Genomic DNA, 21,524 nt, shown 5'->3' with positions numbered 1-21,524 from the left:
TCTTGGTGCCCATTCGCCAACCAGCCGGCTCCTGGCGGTGCTGAACGCCTTCAGTCCTCGCTGCTGTGCACCACCACCAGCAACTGCGCCTGCTCGTCCCCCACGGAACGGATGCGGTGGGGTTTCTGCGCATTGAAGTGCAGTGCATCGCCACGGTTGAGAATCACCCGCTCGTTCATGAAATCCACTTCCACCTGGCCTTCGTGGACGAACAGGAACTCCTCCCCCAGGTGTTCCTTGAAGGTCTTGTCACTGAATTCCCGGGCCGGGTAGATGATGAACGGCAGCAGGTTGCGCTCGCTGACCTGATGGGCCAGCACCGCATAACCCGGGACCTGCCCATTGGCCGCCAGTGACTGGCGCTGGTCGCTGCGCACCAGGCTGTAGCTGTCGAGGCTGATGCTGTCCTCGGCGAACAGTTCCTCGACCTTGACGTTCAGCGCCTTGGCCAGCTTCAACGCGGCAGCGATCGACGGCGTGTTCAGCCCGCGCTCGACTTTCGACAGATAGCTCTTGGTCATCCCGGATTTCTCGGCCAGGGCTTCCAGGGTCACGCCCAGTTTTTTTCTCAGTAATTTCAAACGGATAGACATGTAGAGCGGTTAATCCATCTAGAAAACAACGATTGGCGCTTGCCAATGACACAAAGTGTCATATAGCCTCTTAAGTGTCATCGCAATTCACCAAGCGCCGTCGCAAGCAGCAGGTGAAGCGCAGATCCGACGTCCATTGCACTTCTCAAAGGACCTTCGACATGGCCAAGACATTAGCATTGCCCAAAGACCAACTGGTCAAGCAAGCCCTGACCCAGATGCAAAATACCCTGGCGGATAATACGTGGACCGACCGACAAAAGCTGGCCCTGACCTGCCGCATTCTGTTCGAGAACGGCCACGACTCGGGCCTCGCCGGGCAGATCACCGCCCGCGGCCCGCAACCGGGCACCTACTACACCCAGCAACTGGGCCTGGGCTTCGATGAAATCAGCGCCAGCAACCTGCTGCTGGTCAACGAAGACCTGGAGGTCCTCGAAGGCCACGGCATGCCCAACCCGGCCAACCGCTTCCACAGCTGGGTATACCGCGCCCGGCCGGACGTGAACTGCATCATCCACACCCACCCGACCCACGTCGCCGCGCTGTCGATGATCGAAGTGCCGCTTGCGGTGTCGCACATGGACCTCTGTCCACTGTACGAGGACTGCGCCTTTCTCGAAGCCTGGCCGGGGGTGCCAGTGGGCAACGAAGAAGGCGAAATCATCTCCGCCGCCCTGGGCGACAAGCGCGCGATCCTGCTTTCCCACCACGGCCAGCTGTCCACCGGCGCGAGCATCGAGGAAGCCTGCGTGATCGCTCAACTGATCGAGCGTGCGGCCAAGCTGCAACTGCTGGCCATGGCCGCCGGCACCATCAAGCCGATCCTCCCGGAGCTGGGCCGCGAAGCCCACGACTGGATTTCCAAGCCCAAGCGCCACAGCGCCGCCTTCAACTACTACGCTCGGCAAAACCTGAAAAAACACGCCGACTGCCTGAACTGATCCACCCCTTATGCCTTGCAGGAGTTGCACCATGCCTACTACCCAGATCCACGGCATCATCGGCTACACCGTCACCCCCTTCGGCCCCAACGGCGAAGGCCTGGACCTGGACGCCCTCGGGCGTTCCATCGACCGCATGATCGACGCGGGCGTCCACGCCATCGCCCCCCTGGGCAGCACCGGCGAAGGCGCCTACCTGAGCGACGCCGAATGGGACCAGGTCAGCGAGTTCAGCATCCGCCACGTGGCCAAGCGCGTGCCGACCATCGTCAGCGTCTCCGACCTGACCACCGCCAAGGCCATCCGCCGCGCGCGTTTTGCCGAAGCCAAGGGCGCCGACGTGGTGATGGTGCTGCCCGCCTCCTACTGGAAGCTCAGCGAAGCCGAGATCCTCGCTCACTACCAGGCCATCGGCGCCAGCATCGGCGTGCCGATCATGCTCTACAACAACCCGGCCACCAGCGGCACCGACATGTCGGTGGAACTGATCCTGAAGATCTTCCACGCCGTGGAAAACGTCACCCTGGTCAAGGAAAGCACCGGCGATATCCAGCGCATGCACAAGTTGCAACTGCTGGGCGAAGGCCAGGTGCCGTTCTACAACGGCTGCAACCCGCTGGCCCTGGAAGCTTTCGCTGCCGGTGCCAGTGGCTGGTGCACAGCGGCGGCGAACCTGATCCCGCAGCTCAATCTCGACCTCTATCAGGCCGTGCTGAGCAACGACCTGGCTCGCGCCCGGGCGCTGTTCTACCGCCAGTTGCCGCTGCTGGACTTCATCCTCAAGGGCGGTTTGCCGGCCACGGTCAAGGCCGGGCTGGAGCTCGCCGGGCTGCCCACCGGGGAGCCTCGCAAGCCGGTATTCGCACTGAACGAGGGCGGTCGCCAACAGTTGCAGACGCTGCTGCAGAGCCTGGGTTGATTTCCTGAAAAAAAGCCCGGACGGCTGACACCGTCCGGGCTTTGGCATGGGCCGCGATCACGCGTGGTTCAGTGACTGTCCAGCGCCACCGGGGCTTGGGCCTTGAACTGCGGGTCCTGCAGCATCTGCGCAATGAAGTCGTCGGTGATGCGCCGCACATGCTGGTATTGGCCGCCATCAGTGTTGGCCCAACCACGCCAGGAGCGGGTCTGGTTGCTGACCCGATACTTGGCCACCTCCTGGTCACCGCGGCTGACATGGAACATCACCTGGCTGTCCCAAGTGGTCCGGCCCGGTACGATAAACAAGGTCATGGCACTGAGCAGCCCCATGGGAATGTTCTGCCAGCCAAAGTAATCACTGTTGGCCATCACGATCACGTTGTAGCCATCGGCACTGAACCCCGGCTGCACCTGCTCGAAGGTGCCGCGACGACGCAGTTCGTCACGGATCAGGCCGGCAGGGATGGCCCCCATCACACTGACGCTGATCGCCGGTAGCCGCTGCTGATAATCCACCTCGGCCGGCTTGAGACTGTGGCTGGTCTGGCAACCGCCAAGCCCCAGCATCAGCACCATCAAAAACCACAATTGACTACGCATTACAGATCCCCCGACAGCATGGCCTTGAGCATCGACGCCTTGGGCCCCTGCTCCCTGACGATCAACGACGTGACCTCCTCCATCTTCTCCAGATCGACCCGTTGCAGGTCCGGCACCTGCGGGTATTTGGCGCGCACCAGGGCGGCGTCGCGCTCCAGGTGGTCGCTGTGCAGAAACACGCACTTGGCCCCCGACGCCGACAGGCAGCCGGCGCGAAAATCACCCAGGTAATAAGCCTTGCCGGCTTCCAGTTCCAACGGGATGGAGAAGTCTTCGCGGCTCCAGGCGGTGACGTTGCCGCGGTCGAAATGCAGGTTGTAGATCTCGTAGCGCCCGGGTTTGAGCGGCATCACGAACAGGCTGCCGATGCCGTGCCAGGTCTCGCGCACATCCCGTGGCGTGCGGCCGTAGATCTGGTTGTACAAGCGCGCCGAGGCGAACCCGTCACCGCCGCGCGGGCGAATCAGCAGCATTTGTTCGTTGGCGGTGTGCACCGCCTTCGGCCAGATGCCGACCACCCCCACCACATAGGCCACCCCCGACTGCGAGTCGGGGCGCATGCTCTCGGCAACTTTCGTGGAAGACAGGCTGTAGCAACCGCTCAACGCCAGCAGCGCGGCGAGTAATACGAGAGGGCGAATCATGAGGTCGCAGATCCCTTGGACAATGATTGATAACGTCAACCAGAGTGCCAGGCCTGCCGAGCGCCCGGTGACGGGCGCGGAGGATAAGGCAAATGATGGCATTGCGCCATAACTCCGCCGCCAATCGGCTGGCGGCCTGCCAGATCACAATACGCTGCCCTCGCCCGGCCTCCAGGCAAATGCCAGGTGCTTGTGAAAACCCGCTGGCAGCACAAAGCCCGAACGCTGCTTGGGTTCGGGCCTGGTGCTGTCGAGGGTGTGTGGAGCCGGGCCTAAACGGACGTCAGGTCCTTGATGTTGTGGCTGGGGCCGTTGGCCTTGACGCTGGCGATGCCCTTTTCCCGGGCCGCTTCCGAGGAATAGGTTTCACTGTTGCCGATGATCTGGTGGTTGGCCGCCTTGAGGGTGAAATAGGGTTTGCCATCCTTGGCGCTCTTGCGCTCGTAGCGCTCTTCCAGGGGACTGTTGGCCTGCACCGAGGCGATGCCGTTCTCGGCTGCGGCGCGGGTGGTGTACTGCTCGCTGCTGAGAATGACCTCGGCATTGGCCGCCTTGAGCACGAAGCGAAACTGGCCGTTGCTGCTTTTCTTCAACTCATACCATCCGGACATGCTGTAGCTCCTGGGTTGATCGATGGGCGTTGCGCCTTGAGAGTAAAGACTCTTTCAGCCATTCAGCCATTGCCCCGGTGGCTGAAGAAACGGTTTTCCACCCGCGCCAGCCCCAGGTGTTCGCGCAGGCTGTGGCCGGTGTAGCGCTGGCGAAACAGACCCCGGCGCTGCAGCTCGGGGGTAATCAGTTGCACGAAATCGTCGATGGCCCCCGGCAGATGGGTGAACAGCACATTGAAGCCGTCGGCGGCGTATTCCTGGTACCAGGTAGCCAGCTCATCGACGATCTGCCCCGGCGTGCCCACCAGTACCTTGTGCCCGCTGGCCGACAGGCTGCGCAGCAGTTGCGCCAGGCTCGGCCGCTCCCGGCGGATCAGTTCCTGCACCAGGTGCCGGCGGCTTTTATGCCGCTCGGTGGGGGCGGCATCGTCCAGCAACGGCACCTGCGCATGCAGGGGCAGATGCGACAGGTCGATACCCAGGTCCAGCAGGTAGGACAGGGCCTTGAGCTGTGCCTGAGGGTCCTGCAGTTCCTGCAATTGCTGGTACTTCTCCTCGGCTTCGTTGAGGGTGCGGCCCACCGTGGGGGCGATGCCGGGGAAGATTTTCAACTGCCCGGCATGACGCCCGTAAGCGGGAAGCCGTTCCTTGAGTTCGCGATAGAAAGCCTTGGCCTGCTGCAGGTCGGTCTGGGCGGTGAACACCAGCTCGGCGCAGCGCGCCGCCAGCTCACAGCCCGGCCCGGACGACCCGGCCTGGGCGATCACCGGCCAGCCCTGCAATGGCCGCGGTGCATTCAACGGCCCCTGTACCTGGAAGTACCGCCCCCGGTGCTGCAACAGGTGCATGCGCTCCGGGCGCAGCCACTGGCCGCTGGCCTTGTCCCGGGGAAAGGCGTCGTCGGCCCAGCTGTCCCACAGCCCGCTGGCCACACTGAAGAACTCCTCGGCCCGGGCGTACCGCTCGGCGTGGCTCAGGGGTTCGGGGTGGTTGAAGTTCTCGCCGCCGACCAGCCCGGTTACCAGGTTCCAGCCAGCCCGGCCCTCACTCAGGTGGTCCAGGGAGGCGAACTTGCGCGCCAGGTTGTAGGGCTCGTTGTAGGAGGTGCTGGCGGTGGCGATCAGGCCGATATGCCGGGTCACCACCGCCAGGGCCGGCAGCAGGGTCAGCGGGTCCCAGCGCAGGCTGTAGGAACTGCGGGCCAGTACCCGCGGGTCCAGGTCCCCCACCGCCACGTTGTCGTTGAGAAACAGGGCGTCGAAACAGCCCCGCTCCAGGGTTTGCGCGTAGTGCCGGTAGCGCTGGAAATTCAACGAAGCATCGGCATCCGCCTGGGGATGGCGCCAACTGCCGCCATGGGCGCCGGAGCCGGAGAGAAAGGCCCCCAGCCCCATCTGCCCGCCGCGCTCAGCCACGGCTGGTGCCCTCCTCGGCCGTCGGCACCGGCGCCGGGGCCGTGCGCAAGAGCAGGCTCACCGAGGCCCAGACCAGCAGCGTGACCACCGCCAGAAAGCCCATCACCGCGCGGTAACCATTGAGAAAGGCGCCCTGGGCATCGTCCAGCGGCGTGGCGGAAAAGTGATGGAACAGCCCCACCCCCACCGCCAGCCCGACACCGCCACCGACGTTGTGCAAGGTCATCAGCGAGCCCATGGCCACCGAGCCCACTTCCTGGGGCACCGAGGAAATCCCCAGCACCGTGGACGGCCCGAGAATGCTGGCCCACCCCAGGCCCATGACGACAAAGGCGCCCAGCAGATAAGGCAGCGAAGTCTGGCCATCGAAACCGGCCTGCAACAACGCCGACAGCACGAACAGCAGCAGCCCGGTCTTGATCAGCAGCGCCGGCCCCTTGCGATCCACCAGGCGCCCCACCAGCGGTGACAGCAGCGCCACCCCCAGGGTGGTGGGCAGCAACAGCAGGCCGCTGGCCTGCACCGTTTCGCCGCGGATCTGCGCCAGGTACAGCGGCATGACGAAAAACGCCACGCAGTAGAACAGCGCCAGGCCGAAACTGGCCGCCACCCCGGCAACGAAACGCCGGTTGGCGAACAGCTTGAGGTCGATGATCGGCGCGGCCACCCGCCGCTCCACCGCCAGGAATGCGCCCAGGGCCAGCACCGCCAGCGCCACCAGGGCCAGGGTCAGGGGTGAGCCCCAGCCCCAGCTGCCGCCCTGGACGATCACCAGCACCAGGCTCGGCAGGCCGATCAGCAACAGCAGCGCGCCCCAACCATCCAGGCGCGCCCCGGTCTCGGCCGAACGCGACTCCTTCACGCTGAAGCTGCAAATGCCCAGGCTCAGCAGTACGAAGGGCACGTTGATGAGAAAGATCCACTGCCAGCCGAAGGCACTGGTTATCAGCCCGCCCAACACCGGGCCGACCGCCAGCCCCACTCCATTGACCCCGAACAGCACGCCGAAGGCCCGACCCTGCTCGGCGGTCTCGAAGGTGCTGGAGACAATCGCCCCCGAGGCGGTATAGAGCACCGCGCATGCCAGCCCCTGGGCCACCCGCGCGCCGATCAGGGTATCGATCTGCCCCGCCAGCCCGGCCACCAGGGAGGCCAGGCCGAACACCGTCAGGCCGATGAACAGCACCCGCTTGCGCCCATGCAGGTCGGCCAGGCGCCCCACCAGCACCATGAAGCTCGACAGGGCCAGGATGAAGCCGTTGATCACCCATTGCAGGGCGTCCACCGAGGCCCCGAGGTCGGCCTGCAGGGCCGGTAACGCGGTGTTGACGATGGTGAAATCCACACAGCCGAGAAAACTGGCGATGCTCACACCGAGCAATGCCCACCATTTGCGTTGCTGTTGCGCAAAAACGCTCATGGAAACTCCTTGTCAGTCATAAAAAAACGCTCTGTAGGAGCCCGCTTGCCGGCGAACAGCCCCTTGAGTACGGCAACGCCGGCAGGGGCGCTTTCGCTGGCAAGCCAGCGCCTACATTGATCGCGGCGGATCAGATGGCGATGGCGCCGCTGGTCCAGTTGGGGTGAATGGCGCCGGGCAAGGTGAAGGGAATCGGGATCCCCCGCTTCTTGAACTTCAGGGGCAGCCAGCGCACCCGGTCCGGGCTGTGGGGTTCGATCAGCAACTCGCGGCTGGTGGCCATGGCCGTGGTCATCTGCTGCGGGTAGAGCACGTAGTGGTAACCCTCGTCGGCCCACAGCGGCAGGATGATCGGGATCTCTTCCAGGATGTACTCCCGGCACTGGGCCGCCGCCCGCTCGATGTCCGCGTGTTCGTCACGCAGGCGCAGGCGCTCGGTGAATACGCCGATGGTGCTGTCGATGGCGTCGCGCAGTTCCTCGCGCTGCTGGTAGACCTGGTTCAGTTGCTGGCGCAGCTCGGCATAGCGGTCGCTGGCCAGTTCCTGGTTCCAGCGGGTGATGTGGTACGGCACCCGCAGGCCGTCGAGGATGCTCTGGTTGCGCGCCAGCCAGGCATCGCCATCGCGGATCGCCGCCGACAGCGCCTCCCCGGGGGACTTGCCGTGCTTGTTGTGGCGTTGCAGGGTATCGGCCACCACCACCTTGACGTGGCTGAAGCCGGACTGGTTGATCAAGTGAATGGTGGACCGCAGCTTCTGGTCCTCGTGATATTCCTGGCCGACGCTGACCGCCAGTACCACGCGCTTGCCGTCGAATTCGTGCTCCTCGCCGCCCTTGTTGAAGTAGGCCTTGAGGTTGATTTCCTGCACCTTGCTCATGAGTTCAGCTCCAGTAGGCCAAAGGCTGGTGTTCGCCGTAGTAACCGATAAAGACCCCGAGGGTGACCCGGGTGCTGCTGGCCGAAGGGCGCACGGCGTGGATCAGCCGCGGGTTGAGGAGGATCAGGTCGCCAGGCTCGGGCTTGACCACGAAATCCGGCGGCGGCAGCAGGTGGCGTTCGATGCCGTAGGCCCGTTCGCCCTTGAGGCGGTTGTACTCCTGCTCGTCCGGCTCGATGCCCCAGATCTCCAGCTCGCCGCCATCCTCGGGGATCTCCAGGTAGATGTTGGTGGACAGCTGGGTCAGCAACTGCGGGCTGTGGCCCTCGGGGGCATTGCGTTCAAGCTTGTCGGTGTGGGGCGTGAGATCGACCCCCGAACCCTGGAAGCGGGCAATACCGACGAAACACTTCTGCCCGTCCACCTGCAACAGGTGCGCGCCCTGCGGCCAGACTTCGTCCAGCAGCAGGCGCAGTTCGTCGATGGGCGAGGCCAGTGGCCGGAACAGATTGCGGATCTTGCGAATGTTGGGCAGGGCCAGGGCGTGGTATTCGGCCCGGCTCTGCTCATCCTGGATCTCGATATAAGCCTTGCCGACCCGGACGAATTCCTGCTGCTGGCTGAAGGCACTGCGCAGTTCCTGCTGATACAGATGATCCCGCGCCACCTGCAAGGTATCCGGTGGGCAGAAACCTTTGAGCTGAACGCCGTAAGAGCGTTTTTCCACAACATCGAGGATATGCCGCGCTTCAAGTTTGTCGGCCGTAGTGACTGTGAACATGCAAGCTCCCTTAATTCCCTGGAAGTAGCGACGAAGTACAACATCGGTAGAACGTAATAATTTGTTTCAGGGCCACCTTAGGCAGTTGCGATGGCCTTGTGAAATATCCTTTATCTCTAATATCCAAACTTAAAAATGTATCGAAAATCAGGCAAATAGCGGCCACCACAGGCACTTTGAAAGTGCTGCGAGAAGATTATGAAATTTGCTGATAGTTAAATTAAGCGAAGGACATTATTGCTCTTTATTTATTTAAAACCTCCCGAGATCAATTAATAAAACTGCCACACACTCATTCAACTTCATTGAATTGAGCATCCATGTAAGCTGCGGCATCGAAAGTCTTCTGAATAATGCCCTCCTCGCGGTAGAGATCGGCGGTGTGCTGCACGTCCTCCACCACGGCCGGGCCTACGGCGATACGCCGGGGCACCGAGTAGCGATTGGAACGCTCATGCACCTCCACCGGCAAACCGCTGTAGCCGGCCTGGATCTTTGAAAACTCGCTCTGATGCTGGTTGGCCCAGGCATAGGCACGATCCAGGCGCTGCAGGAAGTCGGCGATCTGCTGCGGCTTGTCGCGAATCGCCTGGTCGTTGGCCACCAGCAGCATGTGCCCGGCGAACAGCCCTTCGCCACTGACCAGCACCCGGCTGCCGCCCTCCATCTGCACCATGCTGGTATAGGGGTCCCAGGTCGACCAGGCATCGGCCTGGCCGTTGCTCAGCAGGCTGCGGGATTCGGCCGGCTGGAGAAAGATGAACTGCGCATCCGCGCCGTGCAGGCCCACCGACCGCAGGGCGGCCAGGGCCAGGAAATGGCCGATGGAGCCCCGGGTGGTGGTGATGCGCCGGCCCTTGAGGTCGGCGGCCTGCTTCAGCGGCGAATCCTCCTTGACCACGATCGCCACCGCGGTCGGCGTGACCTTGAGCTTGATCACCCCCACGGTCTTGAGCGGCGCCCCGGCCGCGGCGGCAAACACAAAGGGCGCATCCCCCAGGCTGCCGATATCCACCGCCCCGGCGGCCAGGGCCTCGGCGGTGGGGGCCGCGGCAGCGAAGGAGGCGAACTCGATGGGGTACGGCACCTGCTCCAGCTCGCCTGCCGCCTGCAGCAGAATCTTCAGCGACTGCTTCTGGCTGGACACCCGCAGCGCCGGCTGCGCCAGTGCACTACCCAGCCACAAACACAACACCAGCCCTTGCAGGAGCCGGCTTGCCGGCGAACCGCCCCTGCCCCCTGCGCCCTTCATGCCGCCTTCGCTGGCAAGCCAGCTCCCACCAGGTAAACGACCTGCAGGACGCCACGGGTGTAGGAGCCAGCTTGCTGGCGAATGGCCCTTGAACCCTGCGCCAGTCATGCCGCCGCCTTCGCTGGCAAGCCAGCTCCTGCGAGAGTGATCGTGGTCATGCTCAGAACGCCAGGCTGACGCGGCTGTAGTAGTAGCCGCCGCCCAGGCCATAGGGCGAGAACATTCCGTATTCATAGGTTCCCGCCCAGGCCTTGAGGCCGATCTTGTCCGGGTACACGTCGAACAGGTTGTTGGCGCCCACGGCCACGGTGAGGTTCTGGGTCACGTCGTAGGCCACGTCCAGGTCGGTGATCCACTTGGCGCTGTAGGTGCGATCGTTGCTCGGGATGTTCGAGCCTTCGGTGTACTCGCCAAAGCGGGTCAACTGCAGGTTGGTGGTCCAGTCGCCGACCTTGTAGTTGCCGGAGAGGATCCACTTGTCCTTGGGCGTGGATTTAGTCAGGTCGATCTGCTGCTGGCGGTCGAACAGCACATACCCCGCCCCCAGGCGCGACAGGGCCGCCGGGGTGTCCGCCAGGTCGCGGATGGTGGTCTTGTTGTGGTTGTAGGCGACGCTCCATTTCGCCGTGCCGTACTCGCCGAAGGACTGGCGGTAGTCCGCCACCAGGTCCACGCCCTTGGTCCGGGTGTCGGCAGCGTTGGTGTAGTACTGCCCGGCGAGGTTCGGCGAGAGGCCGTTCTCCACCAGGATCTGCGACACCGCCGGGCCCTTGAGGATGCCGGTCTGGAGAATGCGCTTGTCGATGTCGATCAGGTAGAAGTCGGCCGTCAGGCGCAGCCGATCGGTGGGCTCGGCGGTGAACCCCAGGCTGTAGTTGCGCGAGGTTTCCGGCTCCAGGTCCTTGGCGCCCAGGGCCACCGCTTCCGGCGAGTTGGGGCGCATCTGCTTGGTACGCACCGAGGTGGTGGTGCCACCGGCGCCGAATTCGGTGACCGTGCTGGTGGTGGAAAAGACGCTCTGGGCCAGGGACGGTGCACGGAAACCGTTGCTCACCGCGGCCCGCACCGCGTACCCGGGGAGGAACTCGTAACGGGTGGTGAGCTTGCCGCTGGTGGTGTCGCCTACCCCTAGGTTGTACTTCTCGTAGCGCGCCGCCGCGCCGACGTACCAGTTGGGGGTGATGTTCAGGCCCAGGTCGATATAGGCCGCCTCACTGTGGCGCTTGAGGCTGTAGGCATCTTCCGGGGTCGTGCCGTTGACCGAGAACAACCCCGGGTCCGGCACCACACCGGCGAAAGGCCCGGTGTTGGGGACATAGCTGCCCTGGTTGTAGGAGTTGGCCTCGCCCTCCTCCAGCGCATATTTCTCCCAGCGGTATTCCACGCCGAAGGAGGTTTCCAGCGGGCTGCTCCAGCCGATGTCCAGGGCCCGGGAGAAGTCCAGGTTGTTGGTCCACTGGTCGAACACCAGGTTGCCCAGGTGGAAGTCGTGCTGGCTGTAGGGGCCATTGGAAATGTTCAGGTTGTTGGCCGTGTCGAGCACGCCGCGATCCTTGCCGTAGGTGCTCGACAGGTCCCAGTCCCAGCCACCGAGCAGGCCCTTGGCACCACCGGCGACCTGGAAATCGGTCTCGTGGATTTCCCGCCGCGCCTGGCCGCCGTTGGGGTAAGGCGCATTGGGAATGCCCGCCAGGCTGGTGATGTCGGTGGGCTTGCGGTGCCCCAGGTCCTTGTTGCTGTTGCGGTAGCTCAGGGTCGAGAACGAGTACAGCTTGAGGTCGTCCTCCAGAGGCAGCTCGGCGTTGTAGGCCAGGCTGGTGGTGCGATCGCGGCCCAGGCCGTACTCGGTGCCCCAGCCCTGGCGATTGCTTTCCCGGGGGTCCGGCGAGCCGTCGGCCTGCTTGAAGTACAGCTGACCGCTGGCGGCACTGGAGCGCTCGTAGGGTTCCTGCAGCTTGGCGTCCCAGGACAGGTTGATGAAGCCGCCGTTCTCTCCCAGTTTGTTGCCCCAGTTGAAGGCTTCGTGGCCGGTGGTGCCGTCGCCGTCGTAGTACTGGCCCAGGGTGGTGTCGGAGGTCAGGCCTTCGGCATTGCGCTTGAGGATGATGTTGATCACCCCGGCGATGGCGTCGGAGCCGTACTGCGCCGCCGCGCCGTCGCGCAGCACTTCGATGCGCTCGATGGCGGCGGTGGGAATCAGGTCCAGGTCCACCGGCACCGAGGCGTTGCCGACCCGTGCGCCGTTGTTGATCAGCGCCGAGTTGTGCCGGCGCTTGCCATTGATCAGCACCAGCACCTGGTCGCCGCCCAGGCCGCGCATGCTCACCCCGCGCACCAGGAACGCCGTGCCGCCGCCGTTGATGGTCGGTACGTTGAACGACGGCAGCAGGCGCCCGAGCATTTCTTTCAGGCCGTTCTGGCCGATGCTGCGCAACTGCTCGCTGTCGATCACATCGATCGGCGCCGGGCTGTCGGTCACCGTGCGTTGCTGGCTGCCGCGCACCCCGGTGACCACCACCGTGCCCAGGGTTTCATCGGCCGCCAGCAGTTCGGCGGGCAGCGCCAGGCCCAGCAGGCCAAGGCTCAGGGGGGCCGCGCCGAAGAGGATTTTATGCAAGGAAATACTCATGACTTCAGATCCTTTGACAGGCGGCTCAGCGCGCTCGGGCGGCAACGGTTTCGACTTCGATCAAGGCGCCGGGCAGCACCAGCCCCGCCACTTGCACCGTGGTCCGGGCGGGCTTGAGCGGCTGCTTCTGGGTGCCGAAGAACTCGCGGAAGGCCACTTGCAGGCCGTCGAAATCCAGCTTGCCGCCCAGGGCCGGGTCCCCTACCAGGTAGATGCGCAGTTGCACCACGTCCCCCAGGGTCAGGCCCTGGCTGGCGAGGATCGTCTCCACCTTGCGCAGCACCACCCGGGCCTGGGCCTCGGTGTTGCCCTCGGCGTGGATCTGCTCCTTGGACGCCTTGGGGTCCACCGGGTCCGGCAGCAGCCCGGAGAGGTAGGTCACCTCGCTGTTGGCGGGCAGGGTCACCGATTGCAGGATCGGCGAATTGGGGTAGCTGGACGGCACGCGCTGGATTCCCGCGGCCCAACTGCTGCTGGCGGCGAACAACAGCCCCAGCCCTACGACGGTGTTTTTCAAAGACATGCAAAGACGCTCCCAAGGTTGTGTGTGCCAGCCTCGGAGGTCCGCTACCCGGCATGGGTTACCGCTGTTGTGTGAGTGCTCGGCTTTTTCAGGCCGTTTGCTGTAGCGACGAGCCTTGCGCCCGTTGGAAAAGTTGCCGCACCACCCGCCGCGCCGCGCCGGCGGCGGCTTCCTGCCAGATGCCCACGCCGCTGTGGGCCAGGCCGTCGCTGGTGAGGTAGACCCGGCCCTGGGGCTGGTTGAGCAGGCCGTAGTCCGGCTCGGCCACTTCATGGCTGATCCAGGGGCCGAAGTTGTAGGGGATCTTGCTCCAGGCAATCACCAGCGGATTGCGCAGTTCCTGGCTGTGCCCGGGGTGCAGGAGCTCCACCGCCTGACGGGAAATCTCGATCTGCTGGGCCAGGGTTTTCTCCCCGAACCGTCGGGCGGTTTCGCCGTTGTTGTAGGCCGCCACCAGCACCCCTTCGGCCTGGTTGAAACCGCCGCTGGGGTACCACAGCCCGGAGGCTTCCTGGTTGATGAACGACAGCCCGCCGTAGATCTGGTACTGGCTTTCCCAGAAGCGCCGCGACTGCCAGGCCACCTTGTTGGCGTAGCCGAACTGCACCGCGCCGATGGCCTGGCGCACCGGGGCGCTGAAGTTGTTCTGCACCTTGGCCAGCAGCGGCAGGGGCAGGCTGCTGATCACGTAGTCGGCCTTGAGGTTGTGGGTGCGGCCGGTGCGCCGGTCCAGATAGACCACTTCGGCGCTGTCGGCCTGGTTGCTGATGGAGCGCACCTCGCTGTGCAGCCGCAACTGGCCTTTCAGGCGCCGGGCAAAGGCCTGGGGAATGCGGTCCATGCCCCCCACCGGCTGGAACATGGTGGGCGAGAACTCCGGGTATTCGTCGATCATCAACGCCGTGGTCAGCGCCGGGTTGAGCAGGGTCTGCAACGGCAGCGGATCATTCTTCTGCGCCAGCTGGTCGCCGGCGCCGGGCCAGACCTTGTAGCCGGAGCGGGCCGAACCCAGGTACTCCAGCTTGTCGGAAAGATCACCCCAGGTTTTCAGGAAACTCAGCAGGTTGCTGCGATCGGCTGGTGTCAGCTCCTGATCCAGGGCATGGCGATTGACGGCCTTGGCCAGCAGCTCGGAAAAATGCCCGCGGCTGTCATTGACCGCCTGGCGGATCTGCAACGCCGGCTGGTCAAGGTCCGGACGCACCAGGGCGTTGCGGCTGGTATTGACCAGCACCTCCAGCTCCACCCCCAGCTCGCGGCAGTAGCCGAGCATCAACTGATGGTGGCTGGGCAGACGGCCGGCCCCGGCATTGAGGTAGAACCCCTCCCCGAATTGCGCGACCTGGGTGCTGCCGTCGCTGTACTCCACCCGATCGCCACCACGCACCGTCCAGTTGCGCCCGCCGACCCGGTCCCGGGCTTCCAGCAAGGTCACCTTGAACCCGGCCTTGCTCAACTCGTAGGCGCTGACCAGGCCACCGATCCCGGCGCCGATCACCACCACGCTGGCCCCCTTGCCCAGCGCCGCCGTGGGCAGCGCCGCGTAGTTTTCCTCGAACGCTTCGGCCGTTGCGCTGGCGCCGAACAGGCCCATGACCGCACTCGCCGCCTGGACCCCGCCGACAGCGGCAATACGGGCGATCAATTGTCTTCTGGTCAGTGGCATGCAAGCGCTCCCTGCTGCGGATGGATAGTGCGTTCGGTTATAGATCGGCGACTTATGCAGTCACTTGGGTCTATGTGAAGCCATCCTAGGGGCGCTTATTTAATAAGAGAAATACATTTTAAGCATATGCAAATATTACTTTGTTTCATATTCAAGCCAAAAGATTCTGCGCTCCGCGCATAGCCCTGCGCCTGGCCGTGCCTGGCCATACTCGCCCCGCCAGGAACCGGCTTGCCAGCGAAGAAGCCCCACGGCTCGCGCCGGCATCAGCGCCCCTTCGCCGGCAAGCCGGCTCCTACGGCCTGGGCGGCGTCGAGAACGCGCAACAAGTTGCCGCCCCAGATCTTCGCCAGGTCCGCTTCGCTGTAGCCCGCCGCCAACAGGCGCTGGGTAATCCGTGGCAGTTGCGCGACATCTTCGAGCCCCTGTACCCCACCACCGCCGTCCCAGTCGGCGCCGATGCCCACATGATCCGGGCCGACCACTTCCAGGATGTGCAGCAGATGGCGCAGGTAATCGTCCAGGCTGGCCCTGGGCTGCGGGTAGCGGGCTTCGACCTGGCGAATGCGTTCGGCCAGGTCCGCCACCTGTTCCGGGCTCATGCTCGCCGCCAGGCGGAACTCGCGGTACAACGGCCCTAGGGCCTTGTCCCGCTCGGGATTGGGCGCAAGGTTGATCAGGTCGCTGGGAAAGCTGTTGACCTGCACCACACCGCCCCTGGCCGCCAGTTGCCGCAGGCGCCGGTCATCCAGGTTGCGTGGATGGGCGGTGATTGCACGGCTGCTGGAATGGGAGGCAATGATCGGCGCCCTCGACAGCGCCAGGACCTGGTCGAACACCTGGTCCGAGGCATGGGAGACATCCAGCAGTATCCCCAGGCGATTGGCCTCGGCCACCAGCTCCCGGCCCGCCGGGCTCAGGCCGCGCCACTGCGGCAGGGCGGTGGCCGAGTCGGCGAAATCGTTGTTGGCCGAGTGCACCAGGCCGAGCATGCGCAGGCCCTGGCGGTAATAGGTGTGCAAGCGTGCCGGATCGGCGGCCAGGGGCTGGGCGTTTTCCATGCTGATGAAAACCACACGCTGGCCACGGGCGACGATGGCCGGTACATCGCCAGCCGTCAGGGCCAGGGCGAAATCATCGGGGTGGGCGCCCAGCAGGTCGCGGATCCGCGCCAGCACCGCCAGCCCATGTTCGCTGGCCAGGGCCCGGCCTTCGGCGGTGAGCGGCCCCTGGGGGGTGAAAATGGCCCAGAAACCGCCGTCCAGGCCGCCCTCTTTCATCCGTGGCAGATCGACCTGGGACAGGTCGTCCTGGTAGCGATGGCGCTGGGTGATGTCCCAACCGGGGCGGGCCAGTTGCATGGGGGTATCGAGGTGGCTGTCGAGCACGATCAGGCGCTGGTGCAGGGCTTGGGCGGGGCTGTCGGCCAAGGCCCAGGGGCTGGCCAGCGCCAGGCACAGCAAGGTTCGGGTAAACATGCGGCCTCCTGGCCAATGAAAGAATTTCCCCCCGGATCGCAAGAGCTGGCTGGCCAGCGAAAGCGTCATCCTGGCCAGCGCAAGGCTTGAGGGCCTCTTCGCCGGCAAGCCGGCTCCTACATGGGGTGTCGGGTGTTCCGTAGGAGCTGGCTGGCCAGCGAAAGCGTCACCCTGGCCAGTGCAAGGCTTGAGGGCCTCTTCGCCGGCAAGCCGGCTCCTACATGGGGTGTCGGGTGTTCCGTAGGAGCTGGCTGGCCAGCGAAAGCGTCATCGCCCTTTCGCCGGCAAGCCGGCGGCTACAGGCTCAGGTCCAGTGGAAGCTGCGGTCCCACAGGCCGGATACATCCAGTTGCTGGGGCAGCACGCCGGCCTCGAAGAACAGGTCGGCCACGTCCTGCTGGGATTTCACCGCTGCGTCGTCCACCGGTTGCAGCAGGCGCGGGCCGCTCTGGGCCCGGTACTGGGCAAGGAACACTTCCCGGGGCATGCCGAGAATCTGCGCGCTCCTGGTCGCCCATTCCTCGGGGTGGCTGGCAATCCACTGCCAGGAGCGGTACTCGCGCAGGATGTAGTCGGTGATCGCCGCGTGCTTGGCCGGGTCGGCGATGCTCTGCTGGTTGGCGGCGATCACGTAGTTGCCGGACAGGTAGCCCTGGCCGGTCTTCAATACCCGGGCCCCGGCCCGCAGTTCCGCCAGCTGGATGAAGTAGCCGAAGCTGACCCAGGCATCCAGGGCACCGTTCTGGAACGCGGCGAAACCGTCCTGCGCAGTCAACGCCATGGGCACGATATCGGCAAAGCCCAGGCCCTGCTCCTTCAGCGCCTTGAGCAGAAAGTAATGGGAACTGGTGGAGCGGATATAACCGATGCGCTTGCCCTTGAGCTCGGCCACCGACTGCACTGCAGAGCCCTTGGGCACGATGAAGGCCTGGTTGTTGACGTCGCCGGTGAGCACCGCGATCAGCTTCACCGGGGCGTGGTTCTTGATCCCGAAGATCGGCGGGATCTCGCTCATCGGCGAGATGTCCAGGGTGCCGCTGACCAGGGCCTCGAAGCTCAGGTTGCCGCCGGTGAACTCAGCGTACTTGACCTTGTAGGGCGGCGGCTCGATGCCCGCCTCGGCAAAGAAGCTCGGCGCCGCCCCCTTGTAGGTGGCGACGTTCAGGGTGACCCCGGACAGGTCCACGGAGGCTCCCAGGCCCAGGCGCGGCAAGGCGGCGGCCAGACCGGCCAGGGCCGAGAGTTGGAGAAAATGACGACGCTGCATGGGCAATGGTCCTTAATCGAGAAAGTCTGGTTCTTCGCGCACAATCCGCTCGCGGTAAGGCTGGAAACTGAACCAGCCGCCAAACTCGGTGCCGACCTGGCGTGCGGTGTGGCGCGCCACCTCATGGGGAATGGGCCGCGGGGTGCCGGCAGCTTCCGCCAGCAGTTGAGTCTGGGCGGCGTTGTCCATGGCGATGAAGCGCCACACCGCCGCCTCGACGGTTTCACCCACGGTGAGCAGGCCGTGGTTCTGCAGGATCAGCGCCTTGCGCCCCGCCAGTGCGGCGGCGATCCGCGCGCCCTCGCTGGCCTCCAGCACCACCCCGGAAAAGTTGTCGAACAGCCCGTGCCTTTCATAGAAAGCGCAGGCGTCCTGGGTCAGCGGATCGAGCAAGCGCCCCAGGCTCGACCAGGCCTTGCCGTACAGCGAATGGGCATGGGCCGCGGCGACCACCTCGGGATGGGCTTCATGCAGCGCCGCATGGATGGCGAACGCCGCCAGGTTCAACGCGCCCTCGCCTTCGATCACCGCCCCTTCGGGGTTGACCAGCAACAGGTCGCGGACCCGTACATGGCCGAAATACACCCCCACCGGGTTGACCCAGAAATGGTCCGGGCGCCCCGGGTCACGCACCGTGATATGCCCGGCGCCGCCCATGTCGAACCCCAGCCGGGCGAACACCCGGAACGCCGCGGCCAGGCTCTGCTTGCGCTGCAGGCGCTCCAGCTCGACGGTGGCCTGCTGGGGCGGATGCTCCCAGCGAAAAACCGTATGGCCATCGCGGGGCAAGTCATACACCGCGGGGCGAAAATGTGCGGTCATATCCGCTCTCCTTGAAATTGTCGAAAAGGCCCGCTGGGCCTTGCTTGGCGACCGCCCGCCGAACCTTCAGCGGCCTTGAGAACCCCGGCGCCCCTTCGGGCCGTGCGCTGCCTGCGGCAGCGGCTACACGAAGCGCTGCCGGCCAGGGCTGGAACCGCGCGTTAGTAGCCACGCTGGATCTCCACCGGGTTTTCCAGGGGTAAACCATCGCCCCAGCGCTGGAGATTGCGTCCCAGCAGGCGCGCGATATTCAGGTAGACCCGGGGCGAATTGGCCGAGGTGTGGGGCGACAGGCGAATACCCGGGTGGCGATAGAAAGGATGCCCCTCGGGCAACGGCTCGGGGTCGGCCACGTCCAGGCTGGCCAGGGCGATGCGCCCGGTGTCCAGGGCCTGCAACAGCGCCGGCTGATCGATCAGCGCACCGCGAGCGATATTGATCAGGTGCAACCCTGGCTTGGCCGCTGCCAGTACATCGGCATCAATGATGCCCCGGGTCTGCTCGGTCAACGGCACCGCCAGCAGCAGGTGATCGGCGCGGGCAAACAGCTCCTGCAGGTCGGCCACCGCCTCCACCCCGGGCACCTCGAACGGCTGCGCCGAACGCCGCAGGGCCAGTACCTGCATGCCCAGGGCCTGGGCCTTGGGCGCCAGCTCCCGGGCGATGCTGCCAAAGCCGAACAGCCCCAGGGTGCTGCCGGCCACCGAGGCCAGCGGCCGTTGCTGCCAGTGCTCGGCGCGCTCGATCCACACCTGGGGCAGTTGCTTGGCGGCGGCGAAGATCGCCGCCAGGGCAAACTCGGCAATGCTTTCGGCGGTGCTGCCTCGGGCACTGGCCACCGGCAGGTCCTGGAACAGCCAGCGAGGAAAATAATCCAGGCCCGAAGTCACCAGTTGCACGAAGCGCAGGCCAAACGGCCAGCCCGCCGGCGGCACTGGCGCGTTGCGAAAATCGGCGTGGGGCGCGGCCAGCAGCACTTCGATATCGGCGGGCAAGCCACACGGCAGGCCCCGAGGCAGGCTCAATACTTCCACCCCCGGCAGCCACTGGCGCAACTGCTGGTTGAAGTGCTCGTCGAGCTGGCTGGCGATGCGCGTCACGCCTGGGCTCCGCGGCTGGGCAAGGCAAAGGCGGCGCGCCCCACGGCACCGAGAATCGCGTCGTTCTGCGGGGTATGAATGCGGCTGCACAGCACATCGCGGTAATGCCGCTCGATGGGGTTGCCCCGGGCCAGCCCGGGGTTGCCGATGGCTTCGATGCCCAGCTCCACGGCGCTGATGGCGTTGCTGGTCACCAGGTATTTGATCTGGGTCGCCTCCCCCGGGGCGATCCGCCCTTCGGCGGCGGCATCGAGCAGCACCCGGTTGTTGAGCAGCAAGGCGTCGATGCGCCCGATCAGTTCCTGAAAGCGCGGCAGGCTCGACAACGGTGCGCCAAGGTTGGCCGGGGCACGCTGGGCCAGCCAGCCCAGCAGCCAGTCGCGCGCGGCCCGGGCCACGCCGTCGTAGATGGCCGAGAGCAGCACCGCCAGCCAGAGCACGCCCTTGCTGTCCAGCTCGGAGGGCCGGGGCACGTGGGCCGGTTGGATATCCACCGCCTGTTCCTCGGGCACGAACACCTCATCGAAGATCACGTCGTGGCTGCCGGTGGCGCGCATGCCCAGGTGGTCCCAGGTTTCCTCGACGCTGATCCCGGGGCTGTCACGGTGGACCAGCCAGGTACCCACTTGCGGCTCGGCCTCGTCACTGCGGGCCCAGACCGCCAGCCAGGTCAGCCCGGGAATGCCGGTGGAGTAGATCTTGCGCCCGCTGAGCAGCCAGCCACCCTCGACCCGTCGTGCCAGGGTCGCCGGCAAACCGCCCCGGGCCGGCGTACCCAGGTCCGGCTCGACCCGCAGGGCGTTGATCAGGGCACCCTCTTGCACCGCCTCCCGGGCCACGCGCTGGCGCAGGTGCAGCGGCCAGGCCGTGTTCTGTTGCAGGCGCGTGTGCTGCAGGTACTGCATCACCAGCACCAGCGCGGTGGAAGGCTCGCCCCGGGCCACGGCGCCTATCACTCGTCGCGCCTGGGCCAGGGTCGCCTCGCTGCCGCCCAGGGCCCGGGGCACGGTCAGGGCCAGCAGGCCATGCTGGTGCAGGCGTTGCAGGTTGGCGTGGGGAAATTCGCTGTGACGGTCGTAGTGCGCTGCGGTGGCGGCGAATTCTTCACTCAGTTGCTGCAGCAGGTCGGCGAACTCGCTGGAGTCTGGATCAGGGACGGGACGGGACACGGACGGAGACGGTTGCACGCTGGAAAGGCTCATCGGCTGGCAGTCCTGCTCAAGGGAAGGGAGATGTCGACGGCCGGCTCGGCCTCGGTTTCCACACCCAGCAGTTGCAGCAACCGCGCGCGCAGTGCCTGGAACCCAGGGGTGGAGGCCTGACGCGGACGCGGCAGGCGGATTGGCAATTGCTCGGCGATTTGCCCGTTGGCCAGCACCAGCACCCGATCGGCCAGCAGCAGCGCCTCGTCGACATCGTGGGTCACCAGCAGCACCGCCGGGGTGTGCACCCGCCACAGGCGGATGATCAGTTGGTGCATGCGGATCCGGGTCAGGGCGTCCAGAGCGGCGAAGGGCTCATCCAGCAGCAACAGGTGCGGCTCGCGTACCAGGGCCCGGGCCAATGCCACTCGCTGGGCCTCGCCGCCGGACAAGGTGCCTGGCCAGGCATTGAGCCGGTGGGCCAGCCCGACCTCCTCCAGCGCTGCCTCGGCCCGCTCCCGGGCCCCGGCCCCACGCACGCCCAGGGCAACGTTGCGCCACACGCGCTTCCAGGGCATCAACCGTGGCTCCTGGAACACTGCGGCCATGGCCGAAGGCACCTGCAACTGGCCCTGGTCGATGGGTTCCAGCCCGGCCAGGGTTCGCAGCAAGGTGGTCTTGCCCGAACCGCTGCTGCCCAGGAGGGCCACGAACTCCCCGGGAGCGATGTCCAGATCCAGGCCATCGAGCACCGCCTGCCCGGCAAAACGCCGGGTGATCCGGCGGCATTCGACGGCAGCGCGCAGGCGGCCCTGCTGGGGCAATGACAAAGTCAT

At 65.4% G+C, this 21,524-nt stretch carries 20 protein-coding genes; 2 read left to right on the top strand and 18 right to left on the bottom strand.

Annotated features, from left to right (window positions below; genetic code table 11):
• Nucleotides 1-50: 50 nt before the first annotated feature.
• Nucleotides 51-593 carry a helix-turn-helix domain-containing protein gene (locus PFLCHA0_RS07155; protein WP_015634479.1) on the bottom strand — a complete coding sequence of 181 codons (543 nt, stop codon included), beginning with the start codon at nt 591-593 and terminating at the stop codon, nt 51-53.
• Between the two features lie 161 nt (nt 594-754).
• Between PFLCHA0_RS07155 and PFLCHA0_RS07150 the strand changes: the two genes are divergently transcribed.
• Together PFLCHA0_RS07150 and PFLCHA0_RS07145 are read left to right on the top strand one after the other, a co-directional pair.
• Nucleotides 755-1,537 (top strand): aldolase, encoded by a 783-nt coding sequence (locus PFLCHA0_RS07150; protein ID WP_011059738.1) that lies wholly within the window; start codon nt 755-757, stop codon nt 1,535-1,537.
• Between the two features lie 31 nt (nt 1,538-1,568).
• Nucleotides 1,569-2,456 carry a dihydrodipicolinate synthase family protein gene (locus tag PFLCHA0_RS07145; RefSeq protein WP_015634478.1) on the top strand — a complete coding sequence of 296 codons (888 nt, stop codon included), beginning with the start codon at nt 1,569-1,571 and terminating at the stop codon, nt 2,454-2,456.
• Nucleotides 2,457-2,524: 68 nt separating this feature from the next.
• Here the strand turns inward: PFLCHA0_RS07145 and PFLCHA0_RS07140 are convergent, their stop codons facing one another.
• From PFLCHA0_RS07140 to PFLCHA0_RS07060, 17 genes are all read right to left on the bottom strand, one after another.
• Nucleotides 2,525-3,058 carry a hypothetical protein gene (locus tag PFLCHA0_RS07140; protein ID WP_011059736.1) on the bottom strand — a complete coding sequence of 178 codons (534 nt, stop codon included), beginning with the start codon at nt 3,056-3,058 and terminating at the stop codon, nt 2,525-2,527.
• A complete protein-coding gene (locus PFLCHA0_RS07135; RefSeq protein WP_041751997.1) occupies nt 3,058-3,702 on the bottom strand; it encodes a hypothetical protein in 645 nt (214 codons plus the stop codon). The genes PFLCHA0_RS07140 and PFLCHA0_RS07135 overlap by 1 nt, the downstream gene beginning before the upstream one ends.
• A gap of 272 nt (nt 3,703-3,974) precedes the next feature.
• On the bottom strand, nt 3,975-4,313 hold the full coding sequence (locus PFLCHA0_RS07130; protein ID WP_015634476.1) for a YegP family protein: 339 nt from the start codon (nt 4,311-4,313) through the stop codon (nt 3,975-3,977).
• Between the two features lie 62 nt (nt 4,314-4,375).
• Nucleotides 4,376-5,707 (bottom strand): LLM class flavin-dependent oxidoreductase, encoded by a 1,332-nt coding sequence (locus PFLCHA0_RS07125; RefSeq protein WP_041752723.1) that lies wholly within the window; start codon nt 5,705-5,707, stop codon nt 4,376-4,378.
• A 13-nt stretch (nt 5,708-5,720) separates the two neighbouring features.
• A complete protein-coding gene (locus PFLCHA0_RS07120) occupies nt 5,721-7,148 on the bottom strand; it encodes an MFS transporter (protein ID WP_015634474.1) in 1,428 nt (475 codons plus the stop codon).
• 130 nt (nt 7,149-7,278) lie between these two features.
• Complete coding sequence (locus PFLCHA0_RS07115; protein WP_011059731.1) at nt 7,279-8,028, bottom strand: tRNA-dependent cyclodipeptide synthase; 750 nt, start codon at nt 8,026-8,028, stop codon at nt 7,279-7,281.
• A 4-nt stretch (nt 8,029-8,032) separates the two neighbouring features.
• Nucleotides 8,033-8,809 carry a 2OG-Fe(II) oxygenase gene (locus PFLCHA0_RS07110; protein ID WP_011059730.1) on the bottom strand — a complete coding sequence of 259 codons (777 nt, stop codon included), beginning with the start codon at nt 8,807-8,809 and terminating at the stop codon, nt 8,033-8,035.
• A gap of 292 nt (nt 8,810-9,101) precedes the next feature.
• A complete protein-coding gene (locus PFLCHA0_RS07105; protein WP_015634473.1) occupies nt 9,102-10,169 on the bottom strand; it encodes an aliphatic sulfonate ABC transporter substrate-binding protein in 1,068 nt (355 codons plus the stop codon).
• Between the two features lie 52 nt (nt 10,170-10,221).
• A complete protein-coding gene (locus tag PFLCHA0_RS07100) occupies nt 10,222-12,690 on the bottom strand; it encodes a TonB-dependent receptor plug domain-containing protein (protein WP_015634472.1) in 2,469 nt (822 codons plus the stop codon).
• 25 nt (nt 12,691-12,715) lie between these two features.
• Nucleotides 12,716-13,213, bottom strand: a complete 498-nt coding sequence (locus PFLCHA0_RS07095; RefSeq protein WP_015634471.1) for a RidA family protein — start codon at nt 13,211-13,213, stop codon at nt 12,716-12,718.
• Between the two features lie 88 nt (nt 13,214-13,301).
• Nucleotides 13,302-14,879 (bottom strand): flavin monoamine oxidase family protein, encoded by a 1,578-nt coding sequence (locus PFLCHA0_RS07090; RefSeq protein WP_015634470.1) that lies wholly within the window; start codon nt 14,877-14,879, stop codon nt 13,302-13,304.
• 266 nt (nt 14,880-15,145) lie between these two features.
• Nucleotides 15,146-16,357 (bottom strand): dipeptidase, encoded by a 1,212-nt coding sequence (locus tag PFLCHA0_RS07085; RefSeq protein ID WP_015634469.1) that lies wholly within the window; start codon nt 16,355-16,357, stop codon nt 15,146-15,148.
• 304 nt (nt 16,358-16,661) lie between these two features.
• Nucleotides 16,662-17,624, bottom strand: coding sequence for an ABC transporter substrate-binding protein (locus tag PFLCHA0_RS07080; protein WP_011059724.1), 963 nt, complete (start codon nt 17,622-17,624; stop codon nt 16,662-16,664).
• 12 nt (nt 17,625-17,636) lie between these two features.
• Nucleotides 17,637-18,446: a class II aldolase/adducin family protein gene (locus tag PFLCHA0_RS07075; protein ID WP_015634468.1), complete on the bottom strand. Its 810-nt coding sequence runs from the start codon at nt 18,444-18,446 to the stop codon at nt 17,637-17,639.
• A gap of 161 nt (nt 18,447-18,607) precedes the next feature.
• Nucleotides 18,608-19,546: a D-isomer specific 2-hydroxyacid dehydrogenase family protein gene (locus PFLCHA0_RS07070; protein ID WP_011059722.1), complete on the bottom strand. Its 939-nt coding sequence runs from the start codon at nt 19,544-19,546 to the stop codon at nt 18,608-18,610.
• Nucleotides 19,543-20,748, bottom strand: a complete 1,206-nt coding sequence (locus PFLCHA0_RS07065; protein WP_015634467.1) for an acyl-CoA dehydrogenase family protein — start codon at nt 20,746-20,748, stop codon at nt 19,543-19,545. The genes PFLCHA0_RS07070 and PFLCHA0_RS07065 overlap by 4 nt, the downstream gene beginning before the upstream one ends.
• Complete coding sequence (locus PFLCHA0_RS07060) at nt 20,745-21,524, bottom strand: ABC transporter ATP-binding protein (protein ID WP_011059720.1); 780 nt, start codon at nt 21,522-21,524, stop codon at nt 20,745-20,747. The genes PFLCHA0_RS07065 and PFLCHA0_RS07060 overlap by 4 nt, the downstream gene beginning before the upstream one ends.

The sequence above is a fragment of the Pseudomonas protegens CHA0 genome (assembly GCF_000397205.1).
Taxonomy (GTDB): Bacteria; Pseudomonadota; Gammaproteobacteria; order Pseudomonadales; family Pseudomonadaceae; genus Aquipseudomonas; species Aquipseudomonas protegens.
This window is presented reverse-complemented; position numbering and strand designations above follow the sequence as displayed.

What these genes read in the sequence shown, in the direction of transcription:
- PFLCHA0_RS07155 (WP_015634479.1), bottom strand. Translation starts at nt 593, where the DNA reads ATGTCTATCCGTTTGAAATTACTGAGAAAAAAACTGGGCGTGACCCTG.
- PFLCHA0_RS07150 (WP_011059738.1), top strand. Translation starts at nt 755, where the DNA reads ATGGCCAAGACATTAGCATTGCCCAAAGACCAACTGGTCAAGCAAGCC.
- PFLCHA0_RS07145 (WP_015634478.1), top strand. Translation starts at nt 1,569, where the DNA reads ATGCCTACTACCCAGATCCACGGCATCATCGGCTACACCGTCACCCCC.
- PFLCHA0_RS07140 (WP_011059736.1), bottom strand. Translation starts at nt 3,058, where the DNA reads ATGCGTAGTCAATTGTGGTTTTTGATGGTGCTGATGCTGGGGCTTGGC.
- PFLCHA0_RS07135 (WP_041751997.1), bottom strand. Translation starts at nt 3,702, where the DNA reads ATGATTCGCCCTCTCGTATTACTCGCCGCGCTGCTGGCGTTGAGCGGT.
- PFLCHA0_RS07130 (WP_015634476.1), bottom strand. Translation starts at nt 4,313, where the DNA reads ATGTCCGGATGGTATGAGTTGAAGAAAAGCAGCAACGGCCAGTTTCGC.
- PFLCHA0_RS07125 (WP_041752723.1), bottom strand. Translation starts at nt 5,707, where the DNA reads ATGGGGCTGGGGGCCTTTCTCTCCGGCTCCGGCGCCCATGGCGGCAGT.
- PFLCHA0_RS07120 (WP_015634474.1), bottom strand. Translation starts at nt 7,148, where the DNA reads ATGAGCGTTTTTGCGCAACAGCAACGCAAATGGTGGGCATTGCTCGGT.
- PFLCHA0_RS07115 (WP_011059731.1), bottom strand. Translation starts at nt 8,028, where the DNA reads ATGAGCAAGGTGCAGGAAATCAACCTCAAGGCCTACTTCAACAAGGGC.
- PFLCHA0_RS07110 (WP_011059730.1), bottom strand. Translation starts at nt 8,809, where the DNA reads ATGTTCACAGTCACTACGGCCGACAAACTTGAAGCGCGGCATATCCTC.
- PFLCHA0_RS07105 (WP_015634473.1), bottom strand. Translation starts at nt 10,169, where the DNA reads ATGACTGGCGCAGGGTTCAAGGGCCATTCGCCAGCAAGCTGGCTCCTA.
- PFLCHA0_RS07100 (WP_015634472.1), bottom strand. Translation starts at nt 12,690, where the DNA reads ATGAGTATTTCCTTGCATAAAATCCTCTTCGGCGCGGCCCCCCTGAGC.
- PFLCHA0_RS07095 (WP_015634471.1), bottom strand. Translation starts at nt 13,213, where the DNA reads ATGTCTTTGAAAAACACCGTCGTAGGGCTGGGGCTGTTGTTCGCCGCC.
- PFLCHA0_RS07090 (WP_015634470.1), bottom strand. Translation starts at nt 14,879, where the DNA reads ATGCCACTGACCAGAAGACAATTGATCGCCCGTATTGCCGCTGTCGGC.
- PFLCHA0_RS07085 (WP_015634469.1), bottom strand. Translation starts at nt 16,357, where the DNA reads ATGTTTACCCGAACCTTGCTGTGCCTGGCGCTGGCCAGCCCCTGGGCC.
- PFLCHA0_RS07080 (WP_011059724.1), bottom strand. Translation starts at nt 17,624, where the DNA reads ATGCAGCGTCGTCATTTTCTCCAACTCTCGGCCCTGGCCGGTCTGGCC.
- PFLCHA0_RS07075 (WP_015634468.1), bottom strand. Translation starts at nt 18,446, where the DNA reads ATGACCGCACATTTTCGCCCCGCGGTGTATGACTTGCCCCGCGATGGC.
- PFLCHA0_RS07065 (WP_015634467.1), bottom strand. Translation starts at nt 20,748, where the DNA reads ATGAGCCTTTCCAGCGTGCAACCGTCTCCGTCCGTGTCCCGTCCCGTC.
- PFLCHA0_RS07060 (WP_011059720.1), bottom strand. Translation starts at nt 21,524, where the DNA reads ATGACTTTGTCATTGCCCCAGCAGGGCCGCCTGCGCGCTGCCGTCGAA.